Origin of the sequence: Crocinitomix algicola (assembly GCF_001661595.2) — a bacterium.
GTDB lineage: Bacteria > Bacteroidota > Bacteroidia > Flavobacteriales_D > Crocinitomicaceae > Crocinitomix > Crocinitomix algicola.
Map to the genome: position 1 here is coordinate 171,351 of NZ_LYPF02000004.1, position 25,581 is coordinate 196,931.

The 25,581-nt window shown below is 37.1% G+C and carries 20 protein-coding genes; 10 read left to right on the forward strand and 10 right to left on the reverse strand.

Annotated elements, in window-relative coordinates:
- The first annotated feature begins 92 nt into the window (after positions 1-92).
- A complete protein-coding gene (locus tag A8143_RS03810; RefSeq protein ID WP_066756523.1) occupies positions 93-3,227 on the forward strand; it encodes a T9SS type A sorting domain-containing protein in 3,135 nt (1,044 codons plus the stop codon).
- A 116-nt stretch (positions 3,228-3,343) separates the two neighbouring features.
- Entirely contained in the window at positions 3,344-3,877 is a 534-nt protein-coding gene (locus A8143_RS03815) for a 3-hydroxyanthranilate 3,4-dioxygenase (protein WP_066756526.1), read from the forward strand.
- Between the two features lie 123 nt (positions 3,878-4,000).
- Here A8143_RS03815 and A8143_RS03820 read toward each other — a convergent pair whose 3' ends face one another.
- From A8143_RS03820 to A8143_RS03850, 7 genes are all read right to left on the reverse strand, one after another.
- Complete coding sequence (locus tag A8143_RS03820) at positions 4,001-7,846, reverse strand: DUF7948 domain-containing protein (RefSeq protein WP_175437477.1); 3,846 nt, start codon at positions 7,844-7,846, stop codon at positions 4,001-4,003.
- A 236-nt stretch (positions 7,847-8,082) separates the two neighbouring features.
- Entirely contained in the window at positions 8,083-8,532 is a 450-nt protein-coding gene (locus tag A8143_RS03825) for a toxin-antitoxin system YwqK family antitoxin (protein WP_066756536.1), read from the reverse strand.
- A 5-nt stretch (positions 8,533-8,537) separates the two neighbouring features.
- A complete protein-coding gene (locus tag A8143_RS03830; RefSeq protein ID WP_066756539.1) occupies positions 8,538-9,515 on the reverse strand; it encodes a polyprenyl synthetase family protein in 978 nt (325 codons plus the stop codon).
- A gap of 52 nt (positions 9,516-9,567) precedes the next feature.
- Positions 9,568-10,281: a tRNA pseudouridine(55) synthase TruB gene (gene truB, locus A8143_RS03835; protein WP_317040028.1), complete on the reverse strand. Its 714-nt coding sequence runs from the start codon at positions 10,279-10,281 to the stop codon at positions 9,568-9,570.
- Positions 10,282-10,286: 5 nt separating this feature from the next.
- Entirely contained in the window at positions 10,287-11,093 is an 807-nt protein-coding gene (locus A8143_RS03840) for an undecaprenyl-diphosphate phosphatase (protein WP_066756542.1), read from the reverse strand.
- A gap of 6 nt (positions 11,094-11,099) precedes the next feature.
- Entirely contained in the window at positions 11,100-11,336 is a 237-nt protein-coding gene (locus A8143_RS03845) for a DUF3098 domain-containing protein (protein ID WP_066756546.1), read from the reverse strand.
- Between the two features lie 36 nt (positions 11,337-11,372).
- Positions 11,373-12,281, reverse strand: coding sequence for a cell division protein FtsX (locus A8143_RS03850; protein ID WP_066756549.1), 909 nt, complete (start codon positions 12,279-12,281; stop codon positions 11,373-11,375).
- A 90-nt stretch (positions 12,282-12,371) separates the two neighbouring features.
- Here A8143_RS03850 and A8143_RS03855 point away from each other — a divergent pair, with 90 nt between their 5' ends.
- The gene (locus tag A8143_RS03855) at positions 12,372-13,007 is read left to right on the forward strand and encodes a YceI family protein (RefSeq protein ID WP_066756552.1); all 636 of its coding nucleotides are present in this window, start codon (positions 12,372-12,374) and stop codon (positions 13,005-13,007) included.
- Between the two features lie 80 nt (positions 13,008-13,087).
- Here the strand turns inward: A8143_RS03855 and hppD are convergent, their stop codons facing one another.
- Together hppD and A8143_RS03865 are read right to left on the reverse strand one after the other, a co-directional pair.
- Entirely contained in the window at positions 13,088-14,257 is a 1,170-nt protein-coding gene (gene hppD, locus A8143_RS03860) for a 4-hydroxyphenylpyruvate dioxygenase (RefSeq protein ID WP_066756555.1), read from the reverse strand.
- Between the two features lie 20 nt (positions 14,258-14,277).
- Complete coding sequence (locus A8143_RS03865; protein ID WP_066756558.1) at positions 14,278-15,435, reverse strand: homogentisate 1,2-dioxygenase; 1,158 nt, start codon at positions 15,433-15,435, stop codon at positions 14,278-14,280.
- Positions 15,436-15,761: 326 nt separating this feature from the next.
- Here A8143_RS03865 and A8143_RS03870 point away from each other — a divergent pair, with 326 nt between their 5' ends.
- The 7 genes from A8143_RS03870 to dusB all read left to right on the forward strand — a co-directional run bounded on the left by A8143_RS03870 (position 15,762) and on the right by dusB (position 24,664).
- On the forward strand, positions 15,762-16,703 hold the full coding sequence (locus A8143_RS03870; RefSeq protein ID WP_066756560.1) for an NAD-dependent epimerase/dehydratase family protein: 942 nt from the start codon (positions 15,762-15,764) through the stop codon (positions 16,701-16,703).
- A gap of 142 nt (positions 16,704-16,845) precedes the next feature.
- A complete protein-coding gene (locus A8143_RS03875; protein ID WP_066756562.1) occupies positions 16,846-17,751 on the forward strand; it encodes a toxin-antitoxin system YwqK family antitoxin in 906 nt (301 codons plus the stop codon).
- A 68-nt stretch (positions 17,752-17,819) separates the two neighbouring features.
- Positions 17,820-19,286 (forward strand): cysteine--tRNA ligase, encoded by a 1,467-nt coding sequence (gene cysS / locus A8143_RS03880; RefSeq protein WP_066756565.1) that lies wholly within the window; start codon positions 17,820-17,822, stop codon positions 19,284-19,286.
- Between the two features lie 50 nt (positions 19,287-19,336).
- On the forward strand, positions 19,337-20,029 hold the full coding sequence (locus tag A8143_RS03885; protein ID WP_066756566.1) for an inorganic pyrophosphatase: 693 nt from the start codon (positions 19,337-19,339) through the stop codon (positions 20,027-20,029).
- A gap of 134 nt (positions 20,030-20,163) precedes the next feature.
- Positions 20,164-22,614, forward strand: coding sequence for a PKD domain-containing protein (locus A8143_RS03890; RefSeq protein WP_070137452.1), 2,451 nt, complete (start codon positions 20,164-20,166; stop codon positions 22,612-22,614).
- Positions 22,615-22,618: 4 nt separating this feature from the next.
- Positions 22,619-23,638, forward strand: a complete 1,020-nt coding sequence (locus A8143_RS03895; RefSeq protein ID WP_066756570.1) for a PorP/SprF family type IX secretion system membrane protein — start codon at positions 22,619-22,621, stop codon at positions 23,636-23,638.
- A gap of 21 nt (positions 23,639-23,659) precedes the next feature.
- A complete protein-coding gene (gene dusB, locus A8143_RS03900) occupies positions 23,660-24,664 on the forward strand; it encodes a tRNA dihydrouridine synthase DusB (protein WP_262485614.1) in 1,005 nt (334 codons plus the stop codon).
- Here the strand turns inward: dusB and A8143_RS03905 are convergent.
- Positions 24,661-25,563 (reverse strand): DUF2279 domain-containing protein, encoded by a 903-nt coding sequence (locus tag A8143_RS03905; RefSeq protein ID WP_083261204.1) that lies wholly within the window; start codon positions 25,561-25,563, stop codon positions 24,661-24,663. The two genes, dusB and A8143_RS03905, sit on opposite strands and share 4 nt — an antisense overlap.
- Positions 25,564-25,581: the final 18 nt, after the last annotated feature.

A 25,581-nucleotide genomic window follows, 5' to 3' on the forward strand; every position in this document is an offset into this window, starting at 1 on the left:
GTTACTATTATTTTTTTTTAAAACGTTTGATAATTTCCACATGTTTTATTACATTAGCGAAATTAAATCTAAAAATAATTTAAAAACAAGTTATGAAGAAAATTGACTTAGTACTTAAGCTACTATTCGCGGTAGTTTTTGTCGGCAGCGCTTCTGCTCAAGGTCTTACTCCGGGAGGAGTGGATTGTGAAAGTGCTACGCCAATCACAATAGGTAGTGGTTGGGTTATGCCGGCCTGTGGCGATCAATGGTACTCATTTACCGCACCATGTGATGGGGAATTCAACCTGTCAGATTGTGCTGCTGATGAGGGTCTAGCATTGGATTTAGCCAGATCAAATGAACGTAGAATTTACACAAGCACTTGTGATGCACTTGTTCTCGAAACAACAACCTCATGGACTACATGTTCAACAACGCCAGTTGCGTTGGAGGCTGGAGAAACAGCGTACGTGCAAATTATAGATCAGTGGAGTTGTGATAATTCAAGAGGAGATTATAGCTTCTCTGTAGAGTTTGATGATCCAGATTGTCCAGCACCGACTTCACCAGAGGCAATTCCTACAGAATGGGATGAAGCAATGTTAGCTTGGTTCGGTGATTCGGATCTTTTTGATGTTGTATATGGACCAGTTGGATTTGATCCTGAAACTGAAGGAACTTGGATTGAAGACGTACCAGGCGATGGGTCTAGTGCTTTTATGATGTTGGACGGTTTAGCACAGTTAACATGTTATGAGTATTATGTTTATTCGGTCTGCGATGGAATTAGGGGTTGCGTAGGAACAAAGTCTCAAACTTTCTGTACTCCAGCAATTTGTCCAATACCGGAGTATATTGGAGAATTCGCGATAACAAATACAACTACTAAACTAGAATGGGATCAAGGAGCATCGGAAGATGAATGGGATGTGTCTTACGGTTTTGAAGGGTATGAAATTGAAGGAGTTGGAGAAATAGGATTCTTAGGAGGATATGACGTAGATCATGAATATGACTTAACTGGATTGGATCCGGCTACATGTTATGATTGGTATGTTCGATCAGTTTGTTATGAAGATTTGGATGAGGATGGTTCAGATGAAACTTACTATTCTCTTTGGGTTGGTCCAAATGAGTGGTGTACAAATGCCAACTGTTTAGACCCTACTGATGGTACAATGATTGCTTCGGGTGGTTTAACTGCGACACTTGAGTGGGAAGCAAATAATGATCCTGAAGAAAGTGAATGGAACTTACAATATGGTGAACCAGGATTTGAATTAGGAACTGGAGTAACAATTACCAATGTTCCAACTAATCCATTTACAGTACCAGGATTGACTCCGGGAACAGATTACTGTTTCTACGTTCAAGCGGTATGTGGTGAAGGACCAGATTCATTATCAGGTTGGACAGGACCATACTGTTTTACAACTTCTACTTTCTGTGAAATGCCAAGTGGATTAGGAGCTGCGCCTTCTTCTCCGTCTGAAACAGGTTTAAGCTGGGTAGAAAATGGTGATGCTACTTCTTGGGAAGTAAGTTGGGGAGCTGGAATTGACGATCCAATGGATGGTTCAATTGAAACAACAGATGTTTTCCCTTCATTAGCATTAACTGGATTAACAGCGGGTGAAGATTATTGCTACTTTGTTAGAGCTAATTGTGGAATGGGAGCTGATTCTGCTTCTGCATGGGCTGGACCTTATTGTTGGTCACAACCACCATTGTGTGCTACACCACACTCTTTAAACGTATTGAATATCACAAATACTGCTGCTCATATTAATTTTGTTGCAACGGGTGGTGAAAATTATGATATCGAATGGGGTGCGCCATGTTTCGAGCCAGAAATGGGTGACGAAGCTGGATCTGTTGCTGGTACAACTGATTTACCTTACTACATGACAGGTATGACACCAAGTACTCCTTATTGGGCGTATGTAAGATCAAATTGTGGAGTTGACTCTGTATCAGCATGGGCTGGACCGATTTTATTCGGTACTGATATTACAAATGATAACCCTTGTGGTGCTGAAGAATTAGTTATGGGTGGTGAGCAAATCGTTCGTCACAACTTTGAAGCAACTGTATTACCAGGTGAAACAGGAATCGCGCCAGAAGCAGATGATTGTTATGGAAATAATGGATGGTGTTCAGGTGATGGAGTAGATAGATCTGTATGGTTCAAATTTACAGCACCAGCGTCAGGAAGAGCAAAAATCTCAACATTTGATCCAAGTGAGTGTGTTACGAATGGTTACACGGAAATCGCAGTTTATTCTAGTGGAGATTGTGGTGTGATTGGTGGATTTACGCCAATTTATGCTAACTCTTTAGCTGATGATGCTACTGAACCTCCTTATGGATCGGAAGTTATAGCATGTGGTTTGACTCCTGGTCAAGAATACTATGTAATGGTTAATCCAATTAGTTATATCCAACCTGAAGTTCACTTCGGAATCACTTTAAGTGAAGTGGAAGAAATTTCAGCTGGATTAGGATTAAGTCCAACTATCTGTGCAGGTTCTTCTTATGATTTATTTAACGCAATTGCTGGTGAATCTGCTGAAGACGGAACTTGGTACAACCCAACTGTTGCTCCTGGAAATGAAATTTCAAATGAAGTTGTATTCCCAGATGAAGAAGGTTCATTTGATTTATACTATGTGTTAGACAACGGATGTGATGCTGATACTGTAATGACAGTAGTATCTACTAACGAAGGTCTTTCTGCTGGTAATGATGGATTCTATACTGCTTGTAATGATTATCCAATCGTTTTATCGGATCACTTAGGCGGTTCGCATGACGGTGGTGGAATCTGGGAGTATGTTGGAGTTGATGAGGACGTAGCTTTAGCTGGAGGTCTTTTCAATACTCTTGGAATGGGACCTGGAACATATCCTTTCCTTTATACAGTAGCAAACGAATATTGTCCAACTGACTCTGCTTGGGTATATGTAACATTATTCGATTGTGCTGGAACGGATGAAGAAACTCAAAACGAGTTAATGGTTTATCCAAACCCAGTTGAAGATGTATTAACAGTTCAAAACTTAAACATTGATGGTAACGCTGTTATCGAAGTATTGGATGTTGAAGGACGAATTGTAATCTCAAATACTGTAGGAAATGTATATGGACCATATCTATTAGATATGTCTGCTGTTGAAAGTGGAGTATACATTGTTAAAGTAACAAGCGAAAGTGCTGAACAAAAAGTACGAGTTATTAAGCAATAGATTTAATAAATAATAAGAAGAGAGGCGGGTTCATTGAATCCGCCTCTTTTTGTTTATAGATGAAATTGAAACTATTTTGTATTTTAGTCGCAAGAATAATTCATTAAAGAAAACATATGGCAATTCAAGGACCTTTTAATTTAAAACAATGGATTGAGGATAATAGAGATTTACTTCAACCTCCTGTGTCAAATAAAAATTTATATACACAATCAGGCGATTATATCGTAATGATTGTAGGTGGTCCTAATGCGCGCAAAGATTATCATTATAATGAGACCGAAGAATTATTTTATCAATTGGAAGGAGACATTCAGGTTACCATTCAAGAAGAGGGTAAGGCTCGAAAAGTTGATATAAAAGCAGGAGATATGTTTTTGTTACCTGCAGGAATTCCTCATAATCCGGTTAGGCCGGCTAATTCAGTGGGTTTGGTTATAGAAAGAGTTCGAAAAGGTACTGATTATAAGGATGGTTTAATGTGGTTTTGTGATGCTTGCAATACCAAATTGCACGAAACTTTTTTCGAATTAAATAATGTGGAGAAGGATTTTCAACCTCGATTTAAAGAATTTTATAAATCAGAAGATTTAAGGACTTGTAAGAATTGTGGTGAGGTCATGGAGGTAGATGATCGGTTTGTCGATTAACAACTCTTCTAAGGGCAGTATAAACATGCAAAAACCTTATTGCATAACATTTAATTTAGACTACCTTTTTTTAATCAAAATTTTAGGTGTGAGCAAATAGTGATATTGTATTGTTATACTGGCTTATTTTAAAAGAACAACATGTCCTGTTAGTTCGAAGTCTTTACCGTTGAGATCAGTGTAAATAATTTGCCAAACATATACGTCGTCAGGAGCTAGATTACCATTATAAGAACCAGACCATTCTTCATCAATAGAATTCATGGTATAGATAAGTTCTCCCCACCTATTAAATATTTGCATTTGAAATTTCACAATATTATGACCGATTGCTTTGAAGCTATTATTGAACGAATCGCCGTCAGGACTGAAAGCATTAGGAACATAAATAATAGGTTCAAACAATATTGGAACCTGGGCAGAATTTGTACAACCGTTTGAATCAGTTACTGTTGCGATATAAGCGGTGTTTGTTTCAGGAAAGACTACCGTTGTTGGGCAAATAGTACATTCTATGTTATAATCAGGCGTCCATAAAATTTCTCCATCTGCAATTGCCCAAATTGTTGATGTGTCTCCAATAATTGGATAGACTGCAGGAGAAACTTCTATTGGAGGAGGGTCAAAAAGGTATACATTGACAATAGCAGAGTCTTTGCAACCATAATCATCTGATACAAATACCGTGTACGTCATGTCGTGTAAAGGTTTTGAGGTTGTTACAGCGGCGTTAGGATTTGATAAATAACCAGAAGGATACCATTTGTAATAATTACCGCCACTTGCCGTAAGAACAGTGCTCTCACCCGGACATATGGTAATATCTGGTGATACTTCAGCTTCAATTTCTATCACATGAACATAGACTGAATCCGTAACAGTTCCGCAAGCATTGGTGAAGTCGACAAGATATAATGTATCCACTAATGGTGAAAGGAAAGGGTTGTAGGCGGTTACATCACTAATTCTGTAGTCTGGATACCATAAGTAGTCAGTTGCACCTCCCGCAGTAACTCTGATACTATCTCCTTTACAAATCGTGGTTTCATCTTGGAGAATTGGGTTAGGCACATCTAAATCTACATGAACTTTAACAGTATCTTCGACTAGGCAGCCATCTGCTGTGGTAATTTCGACGTTAAAAAAAGTCGTTATCGGAGGGCTAGCGATAGGATTAGGTGAAGTAGGGTCATCTAAGAACTCGGGAGGTGTCCAATTATACGTGTCCCCACCTGAAGCGTTCAAAACTACTTGATCTCCTACACAGATTGCTGTGTCTGGGGAAGCATCTGTATCTGTTTCGAAGACGTAAACAGTAACTTCTAATTCTGTCATACCACAGATACTTTCTATCGTTACTGTGAATGTTGTTTCTTCATCAATGGTAGCAATAGGGTTTGCACTTGAAGGGTCACTTAATAAATCTTCAGGTCCCCATGAATAGGTATCACCTCCTGTAGCAAACAATTCGACTGAAGTTCCAGGACATATAGTATCGGTTAATGTACCAGCTGTACCTTCAAAGATTTCAATAATTACTTCAATGTAGGCCGTGTCAGGCTCATAACATCCTTCGTCATCACTGACCACCAATCGAACAGTATAAGTACCTGGCTCTTCGTAAAAATGGGTAGGTTCAAACTCAGTGGATGTTTCACCATCGCCAAAGTCCCATAGATAATTATCGCCATATAAACTTTCGTTGGTAAATATTACTGGGTCTGGGATACAAATTATTGGCGCACCTGTACTGAGAACAGCTTGAATTTTTGAGAGATCAAACTGAAAAACAGCCATATTACAATTGGAAGCCCCTTTGTCCGGAGCAAATACCCCTGGAGTGGTCGGAAAAACTCCTCCTGCACTCGCGCAAGCCGCACAGATGGCATGATATATTGTACCGTTTTTATCAAACCTACTCGTCCCTCCATCTACGTGATCACCGGTTGAAGATGGGTCTCCCATAAAAGTTCCATATTTCAAGTCGGCCATTTCCTGGGTGAACACTGCAAGATAAAAATTACTACCACCGGTATCGTCTTGATAGGCATCAGCAGTTGTTGGAAACCCTTCTGTTGTACTTCCTATGGCTCCGCCTACAGATTCATTTAAGACGCCGCCCCAACCAGCAATATAAATTTCATAACATTCGCTTATTAATAATGCCGTTGGTGAAATTTCTGCTACTCCTGTTCCTGCTCCAAAAACGGATGACCAAACGGTAGTGCCCAAATCGTTTGATATTTTGTGTATGAATTGACCGCTATTCGGGTTTATATAGTTGTCACCATCGGTTTGATAGGGGCCACTTGATTGTCCATAAATGTAAATATTATCATCAATATCAGTGTCAACTAAATAAGCTTGATCATAATCATTCGTTCCTAAATAAGTTGCTTCTGCGGTATAAGCGGGGGCAATAAATTTCATCAAATAACCATCAACACTACCCCCTTGATAAGCGGGATGAATATTACCACCTGTATTAGGAAGGTCATTACTGGTTGTACCACCTACGACTAAAATATCACCAGTAGAGGTAACTTTAATTGAATTTCCTGATTCATCACCATTTCCACCAACAAAACTACTCCATAAGAGGGATGTTAAATTAGAATTGAACTTTGCAGCAATTGCATCTTTCCCACCTCCCAAAGAAGCATCAAAACCTCCTACTATGGGAAAATCAATTGATGTTGAAGTCGACGTAATATATACATTAGAAGATTCATCAACAACAACCTCACCGCGTAATTGATCACCATAATTATAAACGACCTCACCTGTCTCAGAAATCCCGTCAAAACCAGATCCCCCCATAAAAGTCCCCCCAAGTATGGCGTCTCCAGCTTCGGATAATTTAATGAGAAAAATATCTGCTCCTGCAGTGAAATTTATCCCGTCAATAACGGCACCTCCTCCTAGGTTGTTTTCTGCTTGGTAAGGTGAACCGCCTACGGGAAAATCAGTTGAGGATGTCGCCCCCATTATATATAAGTCGTTGTCCTCGTTTACAATTATACTATGAGGAGTCTCACTGCCAATTCCTCCAATATAAGTTGAATAAATGATGTCAGAACCGTCTGCATTGAATTTTGTAATTCCAACGTCTACAATACCTGCAAATGTATCGTCAAAAGTTCCAGGACTGGTTGGGTAACCACTGCCCATTACAATTCCTCCGCCAATTAAATTTCCATTTATGTCAGGGCAAGCAGTCATTCCCCAGTTGTCTGAAGTTGAACCGGTAAAAGACGAGAAGGCGAGCTCGGGATCGATGTAAAGAATTTTAGAAGTATCATATCCTTGAGGGAATTCAAACGACATTCTATTGTTTACAAGTCGGTAATGACAAGGGATTTTCTGTTTAATTCCATTTGTGATTTGATAAGCATAAGGAGCTTTTTCAATTAGATTACCAAAAGAAGTTACAATTACAAGTTCATCGTTTTTAAGCTGCAAATCATCTTGCCCCGTGTATTCCACTTTAAAATCATTGACGTTTCCACCAGGTTTAACAATCACATCATATTTTAAGGTGGACTTTTTTTGGTAGATCCTTAGGTCAATATTCGAATAAAGGTTTGCATAAAGTACTTCTTGATAGGCATGACTTTTTTTCACCCATTTTCTTTGATCGTTTCCAAGAAAGTAATTTTCATAGAAAGGAGAAGGTAACATCTCTTGAAAACTTGGTGTACTCGCATTTAGAAATTTTGTTTTAACTACGTGATGCTTAGTAACAGTATGGTTATGTCCCTCATGGGCGTGATGATAATGCTCATGATTGGATGAAAAATCGTAAGTGAATCCAGTTTCTTCCAAGTACATGTTTCCGCCTGGGACTTCTATTTTATAAGCAACATTTTCATGCCATTGCCCATGGTTTGGACGCATCCAGATTTCATCTTGAGCAAAAGTGCCTGAGACGAATGGGATTAGGAATAAAATGTACCACAATCTAGTCATAAGCTTAAAAAGCGTTTTTTTTGGGTCTACGCGCATCTTGATCCTTTAAAACCAGAAGCACATGGTTAAAAATACTAAATATCAAACATTTAGCAAGATATTTAACACTCCATGTTGTTCATTTAATTGTATTCACAACAATAAGACGCTCTAAAAGGGGGAATAGTTTACCAAAGAGGAGAAAAAGTTAGACCTTTAATCAAATGATTTACAAAAAATTAAAGGTTGAAATTGGTTTAATATTTAACGGAGTCTATTTTAGCTCCATTTTCATTGTAAAAATACCAAGTACCAATTTGATTATTGTCTTTGTACTCGCCCATGTATCTCACCTTTCCGTTTGGATAAAAAGTTATTGAGTGACCGTTTTTAGCACCATTTATGTAATAAGACTCACTCCACTTAACACCATTTTCATAATATGAAATCCATAAGCCGTTGCGCTCTTTATTGTCGTTGAGGTTTCCTTCAATCTTTACAGCACCATTTGGGTAGAACTCTTGATAGTCGCGTTTACGTTTGTTTATGACATTTTTATCGCTATTGATTTCTTTTTTTGATGACACAATTTCTTTTGTCTTGAAATCAGTTGAATCATTTGAGAACTTGGTGTTTTTTTGCTCATTAGTCTCATTACTACAAGCATATATTCCAAGTGTTAATAGTGTAAAGATAATTAACCTCATAGCTTTTATTTTTCGCGATAAACGGTGTACTCTACCAAACCTATTAATGCTTTTTTCGCTTCAGATTCTTCGAGATCATTTAGTAAAGCAAGTGCTTCATCTTTAATTTTAATCATTTTGTCGTAGGCAAATTTCACTCCACCTTGTTCGACAACAATTTTAATTGCTTTTTTTATGTGTTTGGGACTTTCGTTATGATTTTTGACAATGTTCTTTAACTCACGTTTAATTTGTTTATCACTGTTATTAATTGCGTAAATTAAGGGTAAGGTCATTTTTTGCTCTCGTATATCATTCCCGGTCGGCTTACCAATTTTATCACTATCTCCATAATCAAAAATGTCATCTTTTATTTGAAAAGCCATTCCTACCAATTCACCAAATTTTTTCATTTTATCAATAAGCACTTGATCAGATGAAACTGAAGCAGCCCCTGCTGCGCAACAAGAGGCAATTAAAGAAGCAGTTTTCTGACGAATGATATCATAGTAAACTTCCTCAGTAATGTCTAATTTCCTTGCCTTTTCAATTTGCAATAACTCTCCTTCTGACATTTCTTTCACAGCATCCGATACAATTTTAAGTAATTGAAATTGAGCTGTGTTTACAGATAACAATAAACCTTGTGCAAGTAAATAATCACCGACTAAAACGGCGATTTTATTTTTCCACAATGCATTTACTGAGAATACACCACGTCTTTCATTTGCATCGTCAACAACATCATCATGCACTAAACTTGCGGTATGCGATAATTCAATTAATGATGCGGCGGTATAGCTTGTATCCTCTACTTTACCGTGAATGGCTTTCGCTGTAAGAAAAACAAACATCGGTCTCATTTGCTTTCCTTTTCGCTTGATTATGTAATGCGTAATTTTGTCCAACAAAGCAACGTCGGACTTCATTGAGGCCTTAAACTTTTCTTCAAAGATTGCCATCTCTTCCGAAACATTTGCCTTTATTTCTTTGACACTGACCATTCCGACAAAGATACGATTAGTGATTTGATTTTAGGTTTAAATTTTATTAAAACTAATCAATATTATTACGGTCTAAGGCGCGTATAATATCAATCCATTCTTCTACAGTTTTAGCCTGGCTGAGTTCGTATTTCCCTATTGCTTCGCGTCTTAAAGCAGATAAATGAGCGCCGTTTTTCAATAACATCCCAAAGTCATGCGCTATACTTCGTATGTAAGTCCCTTTTGAACATTTAATTCTGAAATCTATTTTCGGAAGTTGAATTTGCGGTAATTCGAACAATGATATTTCGACTAGCTTCGGTTTTAGTTTTACCTCTTCACCTGCTCGAGCAAGGTCATAAGCTTTTTTACCTTTTACTTTTTTTGCTGAAAATATGGGTGGATATTGCTCATACTCCCCGGTCATAGTTGCAGCAATATTTTTAACTTGATCAGAGGTGATTTGATCTATTGGAAAAGTTTGATCGATCTCTGTTTCTAAATCATATGATGGTGTGGTTGAACCAATAGTAATTGTACCTGTATAGGTTTTTTCAAGTCCCATAAATGATTCAATTTCTTTGGTTTTTTTACCGGTACAAATGATGAGTAAACCATCTGCTAGTGGGTCTAGCGTACCAGCATGGCCAACTTTGATTTTTTTTATTCCTAATGCTTGTTTTAATTCGTACCTCAATTTATTTACGACATCAAATGATGTCCATTTTAAGGGCTTATGAACAAGTAGTACTTCTCCTGCTAAAAAATTAAGTTGATTCATCATTCTATTTACTGAATAAAAAAGGAACTGGAAATAGCGATTATTCCAACAATCAAACAGTAGATTGCAAAGTAAGATAATTTAGCTTTTTTGACGAGGGAAATCATCCAAGTGCAGGCAAATAAACCTGTTACAAAAGAAAAAATGAAGCCAACACCAAGAACCGTATAATCGGTATCCAAGTACTGATTAGGATTTTGAAGAATTTCCAAAATGTCTTTAGCCATTTTTCCAAAAATTAATGGAACAACCATTAAAAAGGAAAAGCGAGCTGCTCTTTCGCGATCAATTCCGAGTAAAACAGATGTAGAAATTGTAGCACCAGAACGAGAAATACCAGGTAGAATTGCAATCATTTGGGAAACCCCAATCCAAAATGCATTGAGGAATCCAACGTCTTTTGACGTATTCTTTGCACGATCCGCTAAAAATAACAATGCCCCAGTTAAAAGAAGCATAAATCCAACAAAAACAATCTGGCCTCCAAAAAAGCTAGCAATTTCATCTTCCAGCAATACCCCGACAAGAGCTGCTGGAACCATCGATACGATTATTTTAAGTGAAAATTTTAATTCGTCATTCCATTTGAATTTTAAAAGTCCTTTTAAAATCTCACCAACTTCTTTTCTAAAAATTATTATGGTACTGGTGGCGGTAGCGAAATGCAAGACAGTGGTCATGAGTAAACTTTCGTCCTGATCTAAATTTTCGTTCATGAGATAGTTCGCCAATTCGATGTGACCACTACTACTAACGGGTAAAAATTCCGTTAACCCTTGAACTATTCCAAGGATTATTGCTTCAAGTATGCCCATTCAACCTTATTTCTCTTTACGACGTTTCATAATGCCATAAATAATAACGCCGTATCCAGCAATCACAAGGACAGGTGCAAGGGTAATTCTTCTAAAACTAAACAGTTCATCTTCCTTAAACACAGTAGGGTCTTCCGAACCGCCACCTATCATCAGAAAGAATCCAATTAAAGTGACGAGGAAGCCACCTAAGATTAAACGGTAATTTTCTGTTCCGAATACAAATTTTTCTTTTTCACTCATAATCTACGTATTAACCTTAATGGTTTAGATGGTTATTTAGTATAATTTGTCCAAATTTAACCTTAAATATTTTCTTAAAGCAAAATAGGTTGATGTTAATGTAATTAGAATTCCGAATACGATAATCCCACCTAAAACGATAAAAAATAGCTTTAAATCTGTCATGTTCAAAAACATAGGATTGTATGTTTGAAGCAAGAAAATTAAGCCAAGTACCATGGTTCCTGCAATCAATCCTGATAGTAGTCCCTGCCCAATTGCACTCATAAAAAAAGGTCGTCGAATGAAGCCTGGGGTTGCTCCTACAAGCTGCATCGTTTTTATTAAAAATCGTTTGGAGAATAATGCCAACCGTATTGTATTATTAATCATTGCAATTGCCACAAATAAAAGTAAGGCCGATAAAAACAACATGAAATAAACAGCTTTTTGAATGCCTTGATTGTATTCTGAGAATATAGTTTCTGGATAAGAGACTTCTAAAATCCTTCCTTCATATTCACGCATTAACTCGGCTTCAATCCATTTCATACTGTCTAATTTGAAGTAGGATTTATTGAGTGTCATGACAATGGATTGATTAAGAGGATTTTCATTATCTAAAACCGCAAGCGCCGTATCTCCTCCGCCTATATCCTCCTTAATCTTATCCCAAGCTTCTTCCGCTGAACGGTAGAGCGCTGTATGTGAATAGTCTTTTTGTGCGATTTCTTCCTCAATTATTCCAAGCTCTAAATTGTTTACCGAATTGTCAAAGAATAAGTCAATTTCGAAGCTTTGAATTTTATCGTCTTTAAGATTATTTAAACCTAAAACAAACCAAGAAACAGTTCCAAGTATAAAAAGTACGATAACAATTCCAACAATTGTCGCAACATAGGCGGTTTTCAGCCCTTTCTGACCTCTATTTGCAATTCGTCCCATTTCAAGGGCTAAAATAGACATAATATTTAATTCATATTAAAAAAACCTCTTCATATAGTTTGTTTTTTAGGAATTATTTACATTTGCATGTCTAAACAAATAAATAACAAAATGAAAAGAATAATTATTTTAGGTATTTGCGCAATGCCGTTTTTCTTTGCTTCTTGTGGAGGAGCAGAGTCTGAAGAAGGAACTACAACTGATTCTACTGTTGTTGAAGAGCAAATTGAAACTGTTGTAACAAGCTATACAATTGATACAGCAGCAACAGTTGTAAACTGGACAACTTATGGAGCTGAAGGAATAGATCACCAAGGTACAATTGGAGCGTTAAGTGGAACTGCTGAAATCTCAACTACTGGAGAAGAGTCACAAATAACAGGAGCTTCTTTAGTAATTGATATGACTTCAATTAATGAAGAAAGCGAAAAATTAGTGGGTCACTTAATGGCACCTGATTTCTTCGATGTAAACACATATGCGACATCTGAATTCTCTTTTGATCGTCATGAAGCGGGAGTGGTTTATGGTTCAGTTTCAATCATTGGTAAATCTTTACCAGTTGAAGCACCAGTAACTGTATCTGAAGAAAATGGTTCATTAAACGTTCAAGTTGGTGAGTTTAAATTAGATTTTTCTTCTTTAGAAATGCCTTTCTATGTAGCAGAAGCTGACAAGCCAGAAGAAGAGAAGCACAACCCGGTAATTGGATTTACTGCTACTGTTGTTGGAACAGTTGCTCAATAATTAATAATTGATAAAAAGAAAAGCCCCGGCAGTGTTGTCGGGGCTTTTTTTGTTTTAAACTTTTCCGTTTCAACAAACGGTTAAAGAGTTCCTCTTCGCTCTTGCTCTCTTTCAATTGATTCGAATAAGGCCTTAAAGTTTCCTGCACCAAATCCTTTTGCTCCCATTCGCTGTATAATTTCAAAGAATAAAGTGGGACGATCTTGTAGAGGTTTAGTAAATATTTGTAACAAATACCCTTCTTCATCAGCATCAACTAAAATGGATAGTTTCTGAAGTTCCTTGATGTCCTCTTTCATCATCTCCATATGACTGCCTAATCTGTTTGGAATTTCATCATAATACGCTTGTGGTGGTGGCGGTAAAAACTCAACTCCGTTCGCTTTTAATTGCGATATCGTTTTAATGATGTCGTCTGTTGCTAAAGCTAAATGTTGCACACCAGCTCCTTCGTAAAAATCTATGTATTCTTCAATTTGCGATTTTTTTGCTGCTTTTGCCGGTTCATTAATTGGGAATTTGATTCTACCATTTCCATTACTCATTACCTTGCTCATTAAAGCAGAGTATTCTGTGTGGATTTGTTTGTCATCAAAAGATAAAAAGTTGACGAATCCCATAACATCTTCGTACCATTTTACCCAAACATTCATTTGATTCCAACCAACATTTCCTACCATATGATCAATATACTTTAGTCCAGACGATGGTGGGTTATAGTCAGACTCCCATGCTTCATAACCTGGTAAAAATTTACCGTTGTAGTTTTTTCTTTCTACAAACATATGTACCGTTTCACCGTAGGTATAAATACCAGAACGAACAACTTCACCATGTTCGTCTTTTTCAACTACAGGTTCAAGGTAAGGCTTTGCACCACGTTTTGTAGTTTCTTCAAAAGATTTTCGAGCATCATCAACCCATAGTGCAACAACTTTTACGCCATCACCGTGCTTAACAATATGCTCATTGATTTTTGATTGACTATTTAAAGGTGTAGTTAGCACTAATCGAATTTTGTCTTGCTTTAAAACATAACTAACTGAATCTTTAGATCCCGTTTCTAACCCTTTGTAAGCAAAGGATTGAAATCCAAAGGCTGTTTTATAAAAGTGAGCTGCTTGTTTTGCATTTCCAACATAAAACTCAACATAATCTGTTCCCAATAAAGGTAAAAAATCCTGTGCTCCTTCAAATATTTTCTCTAGTCCGTATTCAACGGAACTTACTTCTTTTCTTTTTTCACTCATTTTTTAATAGTTTAGGTTAATTAATGTAACCAGGATTTGTAATAATCCTTAAATTCTACTTCTACTGCTTGCTTGGTCATCTTTAGTGGTTTAAAAGTGTCTATCATCACTGCTAACTCAAGCGTTTCTTTCTTTCCAATACTTCTTTCATATGCTCCTGGATGAGGACCGTGAGGTATTCCTCCTGGATGCAAGGTGATTTGTCCTTTTTCAATATTATTCCTACTCATAAAATCCCCATCAACATAGTAAAGTACTTCATCAGAGTCTATATTGCTATGGTTGTATGGTGCTGGAATAGCATCAGGATGATAATCGTATAAACGAGGAACAAATGAACAAATTACAAAGGCATCTGTTTCAAATGTTTGATGAATAGGTGGAGGAAGGTGAACACGACCCGTGATTGGTTCGAAATCATGAATTGAAAATGCGTACGGATAGTTGTACCCATCCCATCCAGCGACATTAAAAGGATGATGCTCGTAGGTATAGTTATATAAAATTCCTTCTTTCTTTATTTTGACCAAAAACTCTCCGGATTCATCAAACGTTTCTAGTTCCGAAGGAGGTCTAAAATCACGTTCACAAAAAGGGGAATGTTCCAATAATTGACCAAAATGATTGCGATATCGTTTCGGTGTATATATTGGTCTTTTCGATTCTATGATTAATAGGCGATTTTTCTCATCGTCAAAGTCTATTTGATATATCATTCCTCTTGGAACAACAAGATAGTCGCCGTATGAAAATGGAATTTTTCCCATTTGCGTGCGAAGGGTTCCTGAACCTTCGTGGATGAAAATAACTTCATCTGCATCCGCATTTTTATAGAAATAATCGCGCAACGATTTTTTTGGTGCAGCAAGAATAATGTGGCAATCACTGTTCACCAACATCGGTACTCGACTCACGATATAATCGTCAGCAGGTGGAACTTTGAATCCTTCCAGACTGCGCATTTGCATGTCTTTTTCTTGAGCGATTTCTGGATTTAAATCAACCGATCCATTAATTGATTTGACAATGGTTGGAGGCTGAAGGTGATAAAGTAAAGATGACATCCCATCAAAACCTATGGTGCCAAATAACTGCTCATGATGTAATTCGCCATTTGCTTGACGAAAAACGGTATGTCTTTTGTGCGGAAAATTTCCAAGTTTATGATAAAAAGGCATAATGTTTAAGATTGATTTAATTAATAACTGATTTCAGTATTTGATATCTGAAAATCAATCATTCTGGATCCCTTTTGATAAGGAATTTTAATAGTATCGGAAGTGCTTCAAAAATTCCAGCCATATCTATCTTCTTCAAGTATAAGCAAAGATAAGGATTCTAAGCATTTTTTCAATCAAAATCCGAAGTTCCTAAATGAAATAAATATATTTTTGCGAGATTTGACAGAATTAGACTGATTGGTCTTAAGTTTTTTGATGGTGTTAAATTTTAAATATTGGCGTAAAATTACGAACACAGTAATTGGCCTAATCAAATAGAGAATATGAAAAAAGTTTTAGTAATTGGTGCAGGTGGACAAATAGGAACGGAGCTGGTTGTAGGTTTAAGAAAACGATTTGGGAATGATAATATAATTGCATCAGATGTAAAGGATGAGGTTAAAGATGCACTTAAAGATGGTCCTTATGAAAAACTGGATGTGATGAATGATGCTGATTTGAAAGAAGTTGTTGCAAAACATCAGATTACTGAAATATACTTATTGGCAGCGTTGTTGTCTGCAACCGCGGAGAAACACCCTGATTTTGCGTGGAAATTGAACATGGATGGCCTTTTTAATGTGTTGAATCTGGCAAAAGATGGTGTTATAGAAAAGATTTTTTGGCCAAGCTCAATCGCCGTATTCGGTCCAAATACTCCAAAAGATAATACACCTCAATACACTATTATGGAACCTTCGACGGTTTATGGAATTAGCAAGTTAGCAGGTGAACGCTGGTGCGAATATTATGCAAAACAATATGATGTTGATGTGAGAAGTATTCGTTACCCGGGGCTTATATCCTATACTTCCCTTCCTGGTGGAGGAACAACTGATTATGCTGTAGATATCTTTTATTCGGCGAATAGAAACGAAAAATTCACTTGTTTTTTGTCAGAAGAAACTGGATTGCCCATGATGTATATGGAGGATGCAATTCGGGCTACAATTAATTTAATGGAAGCCCCAAAAGAATCTATAAAAATTAGATCATCTTATAATTTAGCCGGTATTTCATTTACGCCTGTTGAAATATTCAATGCCATTAAAAGAGTGAGACCAAATTTTGAGATTGAATATGCACCAGATTTTCGACAAAAAATCGCGGATTCTTGGCCAAGCAGTATTGATGACACGCATGCACGTCAAGATTGGGGTTGGGAGCCGGAGTTTGATTTGGAGAAGATGTGTGAGATTATGCTGGATAACGTTTTGAAAAATTAAATTCACTTTAAAAAATGTTGTCGTAAACAGCAGTAATTTAGTCTTAATCTTTCGCTTGTTAATCGAAAAATACACTGAATATTAAATATTTATTTGTAGATTGGCTCTCATTACATGAAAAACTAGATCACAATACCTCAAAATGAAAAAATTAGCATTTACATTTTTAATTGGACTCCCCATTATCAGTGTTGCTGAAGATAACCTTAATTCAACTATTCCAACTGTTATTGTCCAATCGGATGATGCTCTAGATGGTCATCCAAATAAAAGAGATGAACAAGGAAGAAGACAGGGGATGTGGACGATTTGGGGCTATGATAACCCTGCTAAAGGCTATCCTCCAAATGGTAAAATTGAAGAAGGGAATTATACAGACGATCGAAAGAATGGTGAGTGGATTAAGTATCATATCGATGGGAAAACACCTCGGTTAAAAGGAATGTATATCGATAACCGGCCAAACGGCCCTTACGTTAAGTTTTGGGATAACGGTCAGGTAATGGAAGAGGGTAATTTTACCGGTGGCAAACAAGTCGAAGTCTATAAAAGGTATTACGAAAACGGCGTAATTTCACAAGAGAAATATTTTAATGAGGAAGGGAAAGAAGATGGTACGGTGCGCTATTATCATCCAAATGGAAAGATTGAGTTTGAATACACAAAAAAAGATGGTGTAACTACCGGTGAGGCAAAACGTTATTATCCTAACGGTGATTTAAAAGAAGTTATCGAGTATAAAGATGGTGAGATTAAGAGTCGAGAAGAAAAAGAACGTGTAAATCCACCATATAATACAGAGCCAGAAGTTAGCGTTCCACCAGCAAATGCGCCTGATGGATCAAAAGGAACGACGAACGGAAAACGCTTCAAAAAGAACGGATATAACAAGATTTACAATAGCGATCAAGAGCTATGGATGGATGGAGAATTTAAAAGTGGGAAATTATGGGATGGTAAGTTGTATAAGTACGATAGCGATGGAATCTTATTGAAGATTGAAGTTTGGAAAAAAGGCAAATATCATTCAGATGGACAACTTAACTAGTCCGTAAATATTATTAAATTTGAACCCGGTTTGAGAATAAGCTCAAATCGGGTTTTTAGTTTTATATCATGCAAAATCAATTGAAAATTTACAATACCCTTACTGGAGAAAAAGAAGTCTTTCAGTCAATCCTTGAAAATCAAGTTGGAATGTATGTCTGTGGACCAACTGTTTACAGTGATGTACACCTAGGTAATTGTAGAACGTTCATTTCTTTTGATATGATTTATCGTTATTTACTTCATTTAGGATACAAAGTAAGGTATGTTAGAAATATAACTGATGCTGGACATTTAGAAAATGATGCGGATGAAGGAGAAGATAAGATCTCTAAAAAAGCAAGGTTAGAATCTCTAGAGCCAATGGAAATCGTACAAAAATACACAACGGGTTTTCATGAAATAATGGCGAAGTTTAATGCGTTGCCTCCAAGTATTGAACCTACTGCTACCGGACATATTATAGAGCAAATAGAAATCGTTCAAGAAATCATAAATAAAGGGTTGGCGTATGAAAGTAATGGCTCTGTTTACTTTGATGTTGAAACGTATAATCAGGAGAATGACTATGGAACTTTGTCTAAACGTAAAATTGAAGATTTAATTTCAGGAACACGTGATTTGGATGGGCAAAGTGAAAAAAGAAGTCCTTTAGATTTTGCATTATGGAAAAAAGCTTCTCCAAGTCATATCATGAGATGGCCATCACCTTGGAGTTTAGGTTTTCCAGGGTGGCATTTAGAATGTACTGCAATGTCACACAAATACCTAGGGGCACAATTCGATATCCATGGAGGAGGAATGGATCTGAAATTCCCACATCACGAATGTGAAATTGCGCAAGCTAAATCATTTACAGGAACAAATCCAGTGAATTATTGGATGCATACGAATATGCTAACGTTGAATGGTAAGAAAATGAGTAAGTCAACAGGGAATAATTTGTTGCCTGATGAACTTTTTTCAGGAGATACTACATTATTAGAGAAGGGATTCCATCCAATGGTTGCTCGATTTTTTATGATGCAAGCGCATTATCGTAGCGAATTAGACTTTTCATTTGAAGCTTTAACTGCATCGGAAAAAGGTTTTCACAAGTTGATGCAAGGTGTAAAGGATCTTGAATTGCTCTCTACAAAAGAGGCGAGTACCGAAGATGTAGATGGTTTAATTTCAAGCTTCTACGCTGCAATGAATGATGATTTTAATACGCCGGTTTTAATCGCGCAACTGTTTGAAGCGGTAACTATAATCAATAAGGTTAAAGATGGAAAATCAAGTTTGTCTAAAGATGATTTAAATAATTTGAAATCAACGATGAACGCTTTGGTGTTTGATGTGTTAGGCTTGAATTATATTGATGTGTCCGATGATTCTAAGTTGTCTTCCGCAATGGAAATTATTTTAGAGTTGAGAAAAAATGCCCGTGAAAATAAAAATTGGGAAATATCAGACTTGATCAGAGACAAGCTAAACGAGGCCGGTATCGCGGTTAAGGATGGTAAAGACGGAACTTCATGGAGTGTAAATTCATAAAAAAAGCCTATTTTTGTCGCAAATTTCAGAATAGATAACAAGAATATAAGATGAGTAATATTAACGAATTAACTAAATTATTTGAGCAAAAGTTTGTTGCTCATCCTTGGCACGGGGTCAAAATTGGAAATAAGATGCCAGAAGAGGTGAGAGCCTACATTGAAATCAACCCGAATGACCAAATAAAATATGAAATAGAAAAAGAATCTGGTCATATCTTAATTGATAGACCTCAAAAATATTCGAATATCGTTCCTGCATTATACGGTTTTTTACCACAGACTTATTGCGATAAAAAAGTAGCAGAGTTTTGTATGAAAAAATCTGGCAAAACGGGCATAATTGGAGATGAAGACCCCTTGGATATTATTGTGCTTTCTGAAAGGAATATCGACCGTGGAAACATTTTGGTTGATTGTATTCCTGTTGGGGGATTTAGAATGATTGATGGAGGAGAAGCGGATGATAAAATTATCGCAGTATTAAAGGATGATCAAGCTTATGGAGATATTCAAAATATTGAAGATCTTCCGTCTAAAGTGGTTGATCGTGTTAAGCATTTTTTCTTGACGTATAAAGAGAATCCAAACGATGATGGTTCGGATAAAAAAGTAGAGATCACTCACACTTATGGACGAGAAGAGGCTTTGGAGGTAATTCGTTTAAGCCATCAGGATTACTTAGATGTTTATGGTGATGTGAACGAGAAATTTTCGGCAGCACTTGGAAAAGTTTTGGTTTAAACAATATTAATCGAAAAATGGTCAACCCCTTTTTCGATTAACTCGTCTAGATTTGTATGGGGGTTGCTCCTTGTTGGGTGAGTTCCTTCAAATATAGGAAATACAAATACTGTTGATTAACGAATATCGCTATTATGCATAAAAAACTATCTTTTTTACCACTATTCTTTTTGTTGATTATCAACCTTCAATCGAGAGCTCAGGTTGTTGTTTACTCTGAAGATTTTGATGGTGCTTTAACCTGGACTTTAAATACAGATTTAGGGGTGGAAGGGGATAACCCAGCAAATTGGTACGTTTCATGTGAAGAAGAAGGTGTGGGAGAAGGTGCGTGTGGAGAGACTTGTGGAGCTGGTGATCAAACATTGCATATAGGTTTGAATCCTGTTGCGGGTGACAACGGTGCTAATTACTTGGAAACAGGTTTTGGTGTAACCACAACAAATAGACGGGCTGAATCTGCAGATATCAGTACTATCGGTCATACAGATTTGACCTTAAATTTCGATATGATTGGTAAAGGCGGAGGAACTGATTATGGTGAGGTTTTTTACAGTATAGATGGTGGCGTTACGTGGACTTCGATTGATTCGCCTTTAGAGTCGTTATGTTGTGGTGGTGTTCCTTGTACAGGGGCAGAACAAGGGTTATGGGAAACAAAATCCTATGCTTTACCTGTTGAATGTGAAGAGATTGCAAATCTGAGAATTAGTTTTGTCTGGCAAAATATTGATGATGGAGTCGCTACAGATCCTTCAATTGCGGTAGATAATATCACGATAACAAAGCCTGTTGTTGCAGTAGATGGTGGACCAACGGCTTTATTCGACCCAGAAACCATTACGGTATGTCGAGGAGAGAGTATAACGTATACTGATTTAAGCACAACAGATGATGTCATCACGGATTGGAATTGGGATTTTGAGGGAGGAGATCCAGGCATGGCCTTAACTGAAGGGCCTCATACCGTTACTTATATAACACCTGGAGTATATACTACCACACTTACTGTTACTGACGGTATAGGTTCGCATGACACAAGTTTTGTTGTCACTGTTCTTGACGGACCATATGCTGGTGAGTCAGATGATGTAGAGGTGTGCGTAGATGAAATTACAAATCTAAATGATTTTCTAGCGGGAGCAGATGCCGGTGGTACTTGGACCGAAACAAGCGGTGTTCCGAGTGGTGGATTTACACCGGGAACAGGTGAGTTGGATGCTACGGGGTTAACACCTGGTGATATTTATGAGTTTGAGTATGAAACATTGCCTGGGGCAGCTCCTTGTGATGATGCCGATATTGCTACAATTACAGTTACCATTATTGAATGTGGACCGTTAAATGCTTCATTTATTCCTGAAGCGACAGAGATTTGTGCAGGTGATTGCATTTCATTTACAGATAATAGTTCGGGAACAGGTATTAGTGGTTATGGATGGGTTTTTACTGACCCTGACATTGGTCCATTGGCAGGTGAAGATCCAGGGATTGTTTGTTTCCCTAATGCGGGTGAAATAGGTGTTACATTAAATATTACAGATGGTGAAACCTTTGATGATACAACGATTACCATAACAGTTAATCCTTCACCAGAAGTAACGGCTGAAGCGAGTTCAACAACAGTTTGCGCTGGGGGTGGAGTTACTTTAACTGCCACTGGTGATGCAGATGATTATAGTTGGTCGGATGGGGTGATAGATGGTGAAGAATTTTTCCCAATCTCAACAAGTTTGTACACGGTAACGGCGACAAATGAATTCGGATGTTCAAGTGAGGATGATATTACCATAACTGTAGTTGATTGTGATCCTATAAGTGCAGGGTTTAGTTATTCAGATTTAGTTTGTGTGGGTGATTGTGTGACATTTACGGATACTTCTTCAGGCGATCCTGTAGAATGGTTATGGACATTTGGCGGTATTTTCGGTGGGGATGTAGAACCTACTGCATCTACGGATCAAAACCCAACAGCTTGTTTTAACGTTCCTGGCGTATTTGATGTTCAATTAACTGTAACTAATGCGCTTGGTGAAAGCTCTTCAACAACGCATTCAATCACGGTGTTCCCTTCTCCTACCGTAGTTGCTGGTACCGACACAATTATCGAATTAGGAGGTAGCGCTTTGCTATTTGCCAATGCAAGTATACCGAGTGGTGATTTTATTTGGACACCTGATGAGTTCATTGATTGTGCGGATTGTCCATCAACAATGGCCAGTCCCCCAGAAGACATGGTTTATGAAGTGAAATTTGTAGATGTAAATGGATGTAGCGATACTGATACGGTACGTGTATTCGTTAATTTTATTGAGGCACTAGGTGTTCCGGATGCATTTTCCCCAAATGGCGATGGTAAAAATGACGTGCTTTATGTAAAAGGTTTTGGATTAGAAAAAATGACACTAACCATTTTTAATAAATATGGGGAATTAATTTTCGAATCTCGAGATCAACGTGTCGGTTGGGATGGTTCATTTAGAGGTCGACCTGAAAACCCTGGTGTGTTTACATGGGTATTGGAATACCAATTTATTAACGGTAAAGGTGGTTCTTTAAAGGGAACTACAACATTAGTAAAATAAAGTGATGAAGAAAATAGGACTTATTGGTTTTTCTCTTTTGTCTTTCCTTACAAGTTTTGGACAAGCGGACCAACATTTTAGTATGTTTACTGCGTCTCCCGTTTATCTTAATCCTGCCGTAGCTGGATTTACTGAAGGAGATTTGCAGATTTTCACAAATTATCGATTGCAATGGATGACGGCTTCGGATAACCCTTATCGAACAATTTCTGCAAGTGCAGATTGGAGAATGTTTGATAATGGTGGGAATTATATGGGAGCAGGAGTTAATTTTTATAATGATATTGCTGGTGTAAGCAATTATCAAACTAATGTGATTGCGATTCCCTTGAATTACTCTTTACAAGTTAATCAAAATAGTTTTCTGTCTTTTGGAATTCAACCAGCCTTTTATCAGCGGGCAATAAAGAATGAAAACCTAAATTGGGATAACCAATGGACAGGGGTAGAATTCGATCAAAGCATAAATAACGGGGAGCTTTTATTGAGTCAAAACTTCAGTGTTAGTCGTTTTGATGTTGCTGCCGGAGTTTATTGGGATACTTATGTGAGTAAAAATACAAGACTTAAATTAGGAATTGCAGGTCACCATTTAACAAAGCAGAGAGTTAATTTTTTAAATGATGATGAGAAGTTGTACCGCAAGTTAAATCTACATGGAGAGGCTGAGTTTAAAAGTGACTACAATAATGTCACGATAATGCCGGCGTTCGCTGCATTTTTGCAAGGTCCAAATAAGGAAATTATTTTTGGTTCAAACTTTAACTTTTTGCTCAGAGGAGCTTCAAGAGCAACAAGTTATTTCGATGAAATCTCATTAACATTGGGGTCTTTTTTTAGAGTAGGAGATGCCATTGTTTTCAATACTATGATGGATTTTTCAGGGTTCTCATTCGGTGCGGCTTATGATATAAATGTTTCCCGACTTAATGTGGCAACGAAAGGTGTTGGGGGTATGGAATTCTTTTTACGTTATAGATTCCAGTTTGGAAATAGAGCGTTACGTCATAACAGAGTAAAATAGATTGTCCTTAATACGTTTTTTGTGAGTGTGAAGATTAGAGATATTGACTTGGGTGAATTCCCTTTGCTTTTAGCACCAATGGAGGATGTTAGCGACCCGCCTTTTAGAGCGCTATGTAAGCGGTACGGGGCTGATTTAATGTATACGGAGTTTATTTCTTCGGAAGGTTTAATTCGAGATGCAGCCAAGTCAGTACAGAAATTAGATATTTATGAATATGAACGACCTGTAGGTATTCAAATTTTTGGACATGATATTGATTCCATGATTCGGACAACCGAAATAGTGGAGCAAACAAATCCAGATATTATAGATATCAATTACGGTTGTCCCGTGAAAAAAGTCGCTTGCAAAGGAGCTGGTGCAGGAATATTGCAGGATATTCCTAAGATGGTCGAAATGACAAAAAAAATTGTTGAAACCACGCATCTGCCTGTTACGGTTAAAACAAGACTAGGATGGGATGATTCAACGAAACATATTGTTGAAGTTGCTGAACGATTACAAGATGTAGGCATTGAAGCCATTTCAATTCATGGTAGAACGCGCAAGCAGATGTATAAAGGTGAAGCGGATTGGACTTTGATTCGTGAAGTAAAAAATAACCCGAGAATTAAAATACCTGTATTTGGAAATGGCGATATCACCAGTCCTGAAAAGGCAGTAGCATATAAAGATAAATACGGGGTGGATGGAATAATGATTGGTCGTGCATCAATTGGCTATCCATGGATTTTTGACGAAATAAAACATTTTGTAAAAACGGGAGGTGAACGTTTACCAAAACCAACGTTAAAACATCGAGTGGCTGTTACTCGTGAGCATCTAGAACTTTCTTTAAAGTGGAAAAGCGAGATTCTTGCCATAAATGAGATGAAGCGGCATTACTCGAATTATTTCAAAGGCATTCCGGATTTTAAAAATTACCGTACAAAATTAGTGACATCAATGAACCTTCAGGAAATATGGGATACCTTAGCTGAGATAGAAGTGAAATTTGATGGCGTATATCAAGATTTAGTCTAGAAGTACAGTGGGTGAAAATGTAATTTGTTATTCGAAAATTCTACCGCAGGAAATGGGACTTTAATGAAATTAATCCCTTTAAAAAGAACTTTTAGAAAGTTAGATTTTGTCGGAATTTTTTCAAAATCGATATCCAGGGATAAGTAATATTGTCGATAAGGTTCGAAAGTTAAATTATGCTTCGAATGATTGATAATATATGTTCCTCCATCTCCACGTAATTGATTGTTTATGCTGTATCCAAGAGATATGTTAATCCATTCTGGAACGTTTGATTCATTTTTAGACCACCTAAAGGGATTAAAGCTCATCCAATAGGTTTGTCCATTATAATCTTTAAGTAATCTACTGTTAAAGTCCTTGCCGAGCAATTCTGGTCGATACTTTGAAAGTTGAGAATTGTGATAGGAAAATTTGAATCGCACGTACTGATCACCCCATAAATAGGCTTGACTGCCGTAAGTAATTGACCCAAGCGAATTAAAAGCCATATCCCACCATGAAAAACCCCATTTTGCATTAAAGGCATCTAGAATTTCAAATGTGGTTAAATAACCTAAACTAATTCCTGTTCCTATTAAAGCTGATTTTTTTTGATTCAGTCCACACCAGCGATACGATTGATAAACGAGGTTGTTTATCTGCCAAGCGGTATACATATGGCCCATTTTATCCATTTGGTTCCATTCATGCCCATCATTAAAAAAATGAAATTTACTTTTCTCAAATTGTTGATACCATACATATTGTAATGCTAAAATTGATCCGGACCAGGCAAGTGCATTAGTCGTGCTTACAGCTAAAAGTCGTTTCTTATTAGGGGAATAATCTGGATTAGTTTCAGTTGAAAAACTGGTAAAGCAAAACATAAACATTACGAATGTTAAAATCCATCTCATGGTACAAATTAAATGATT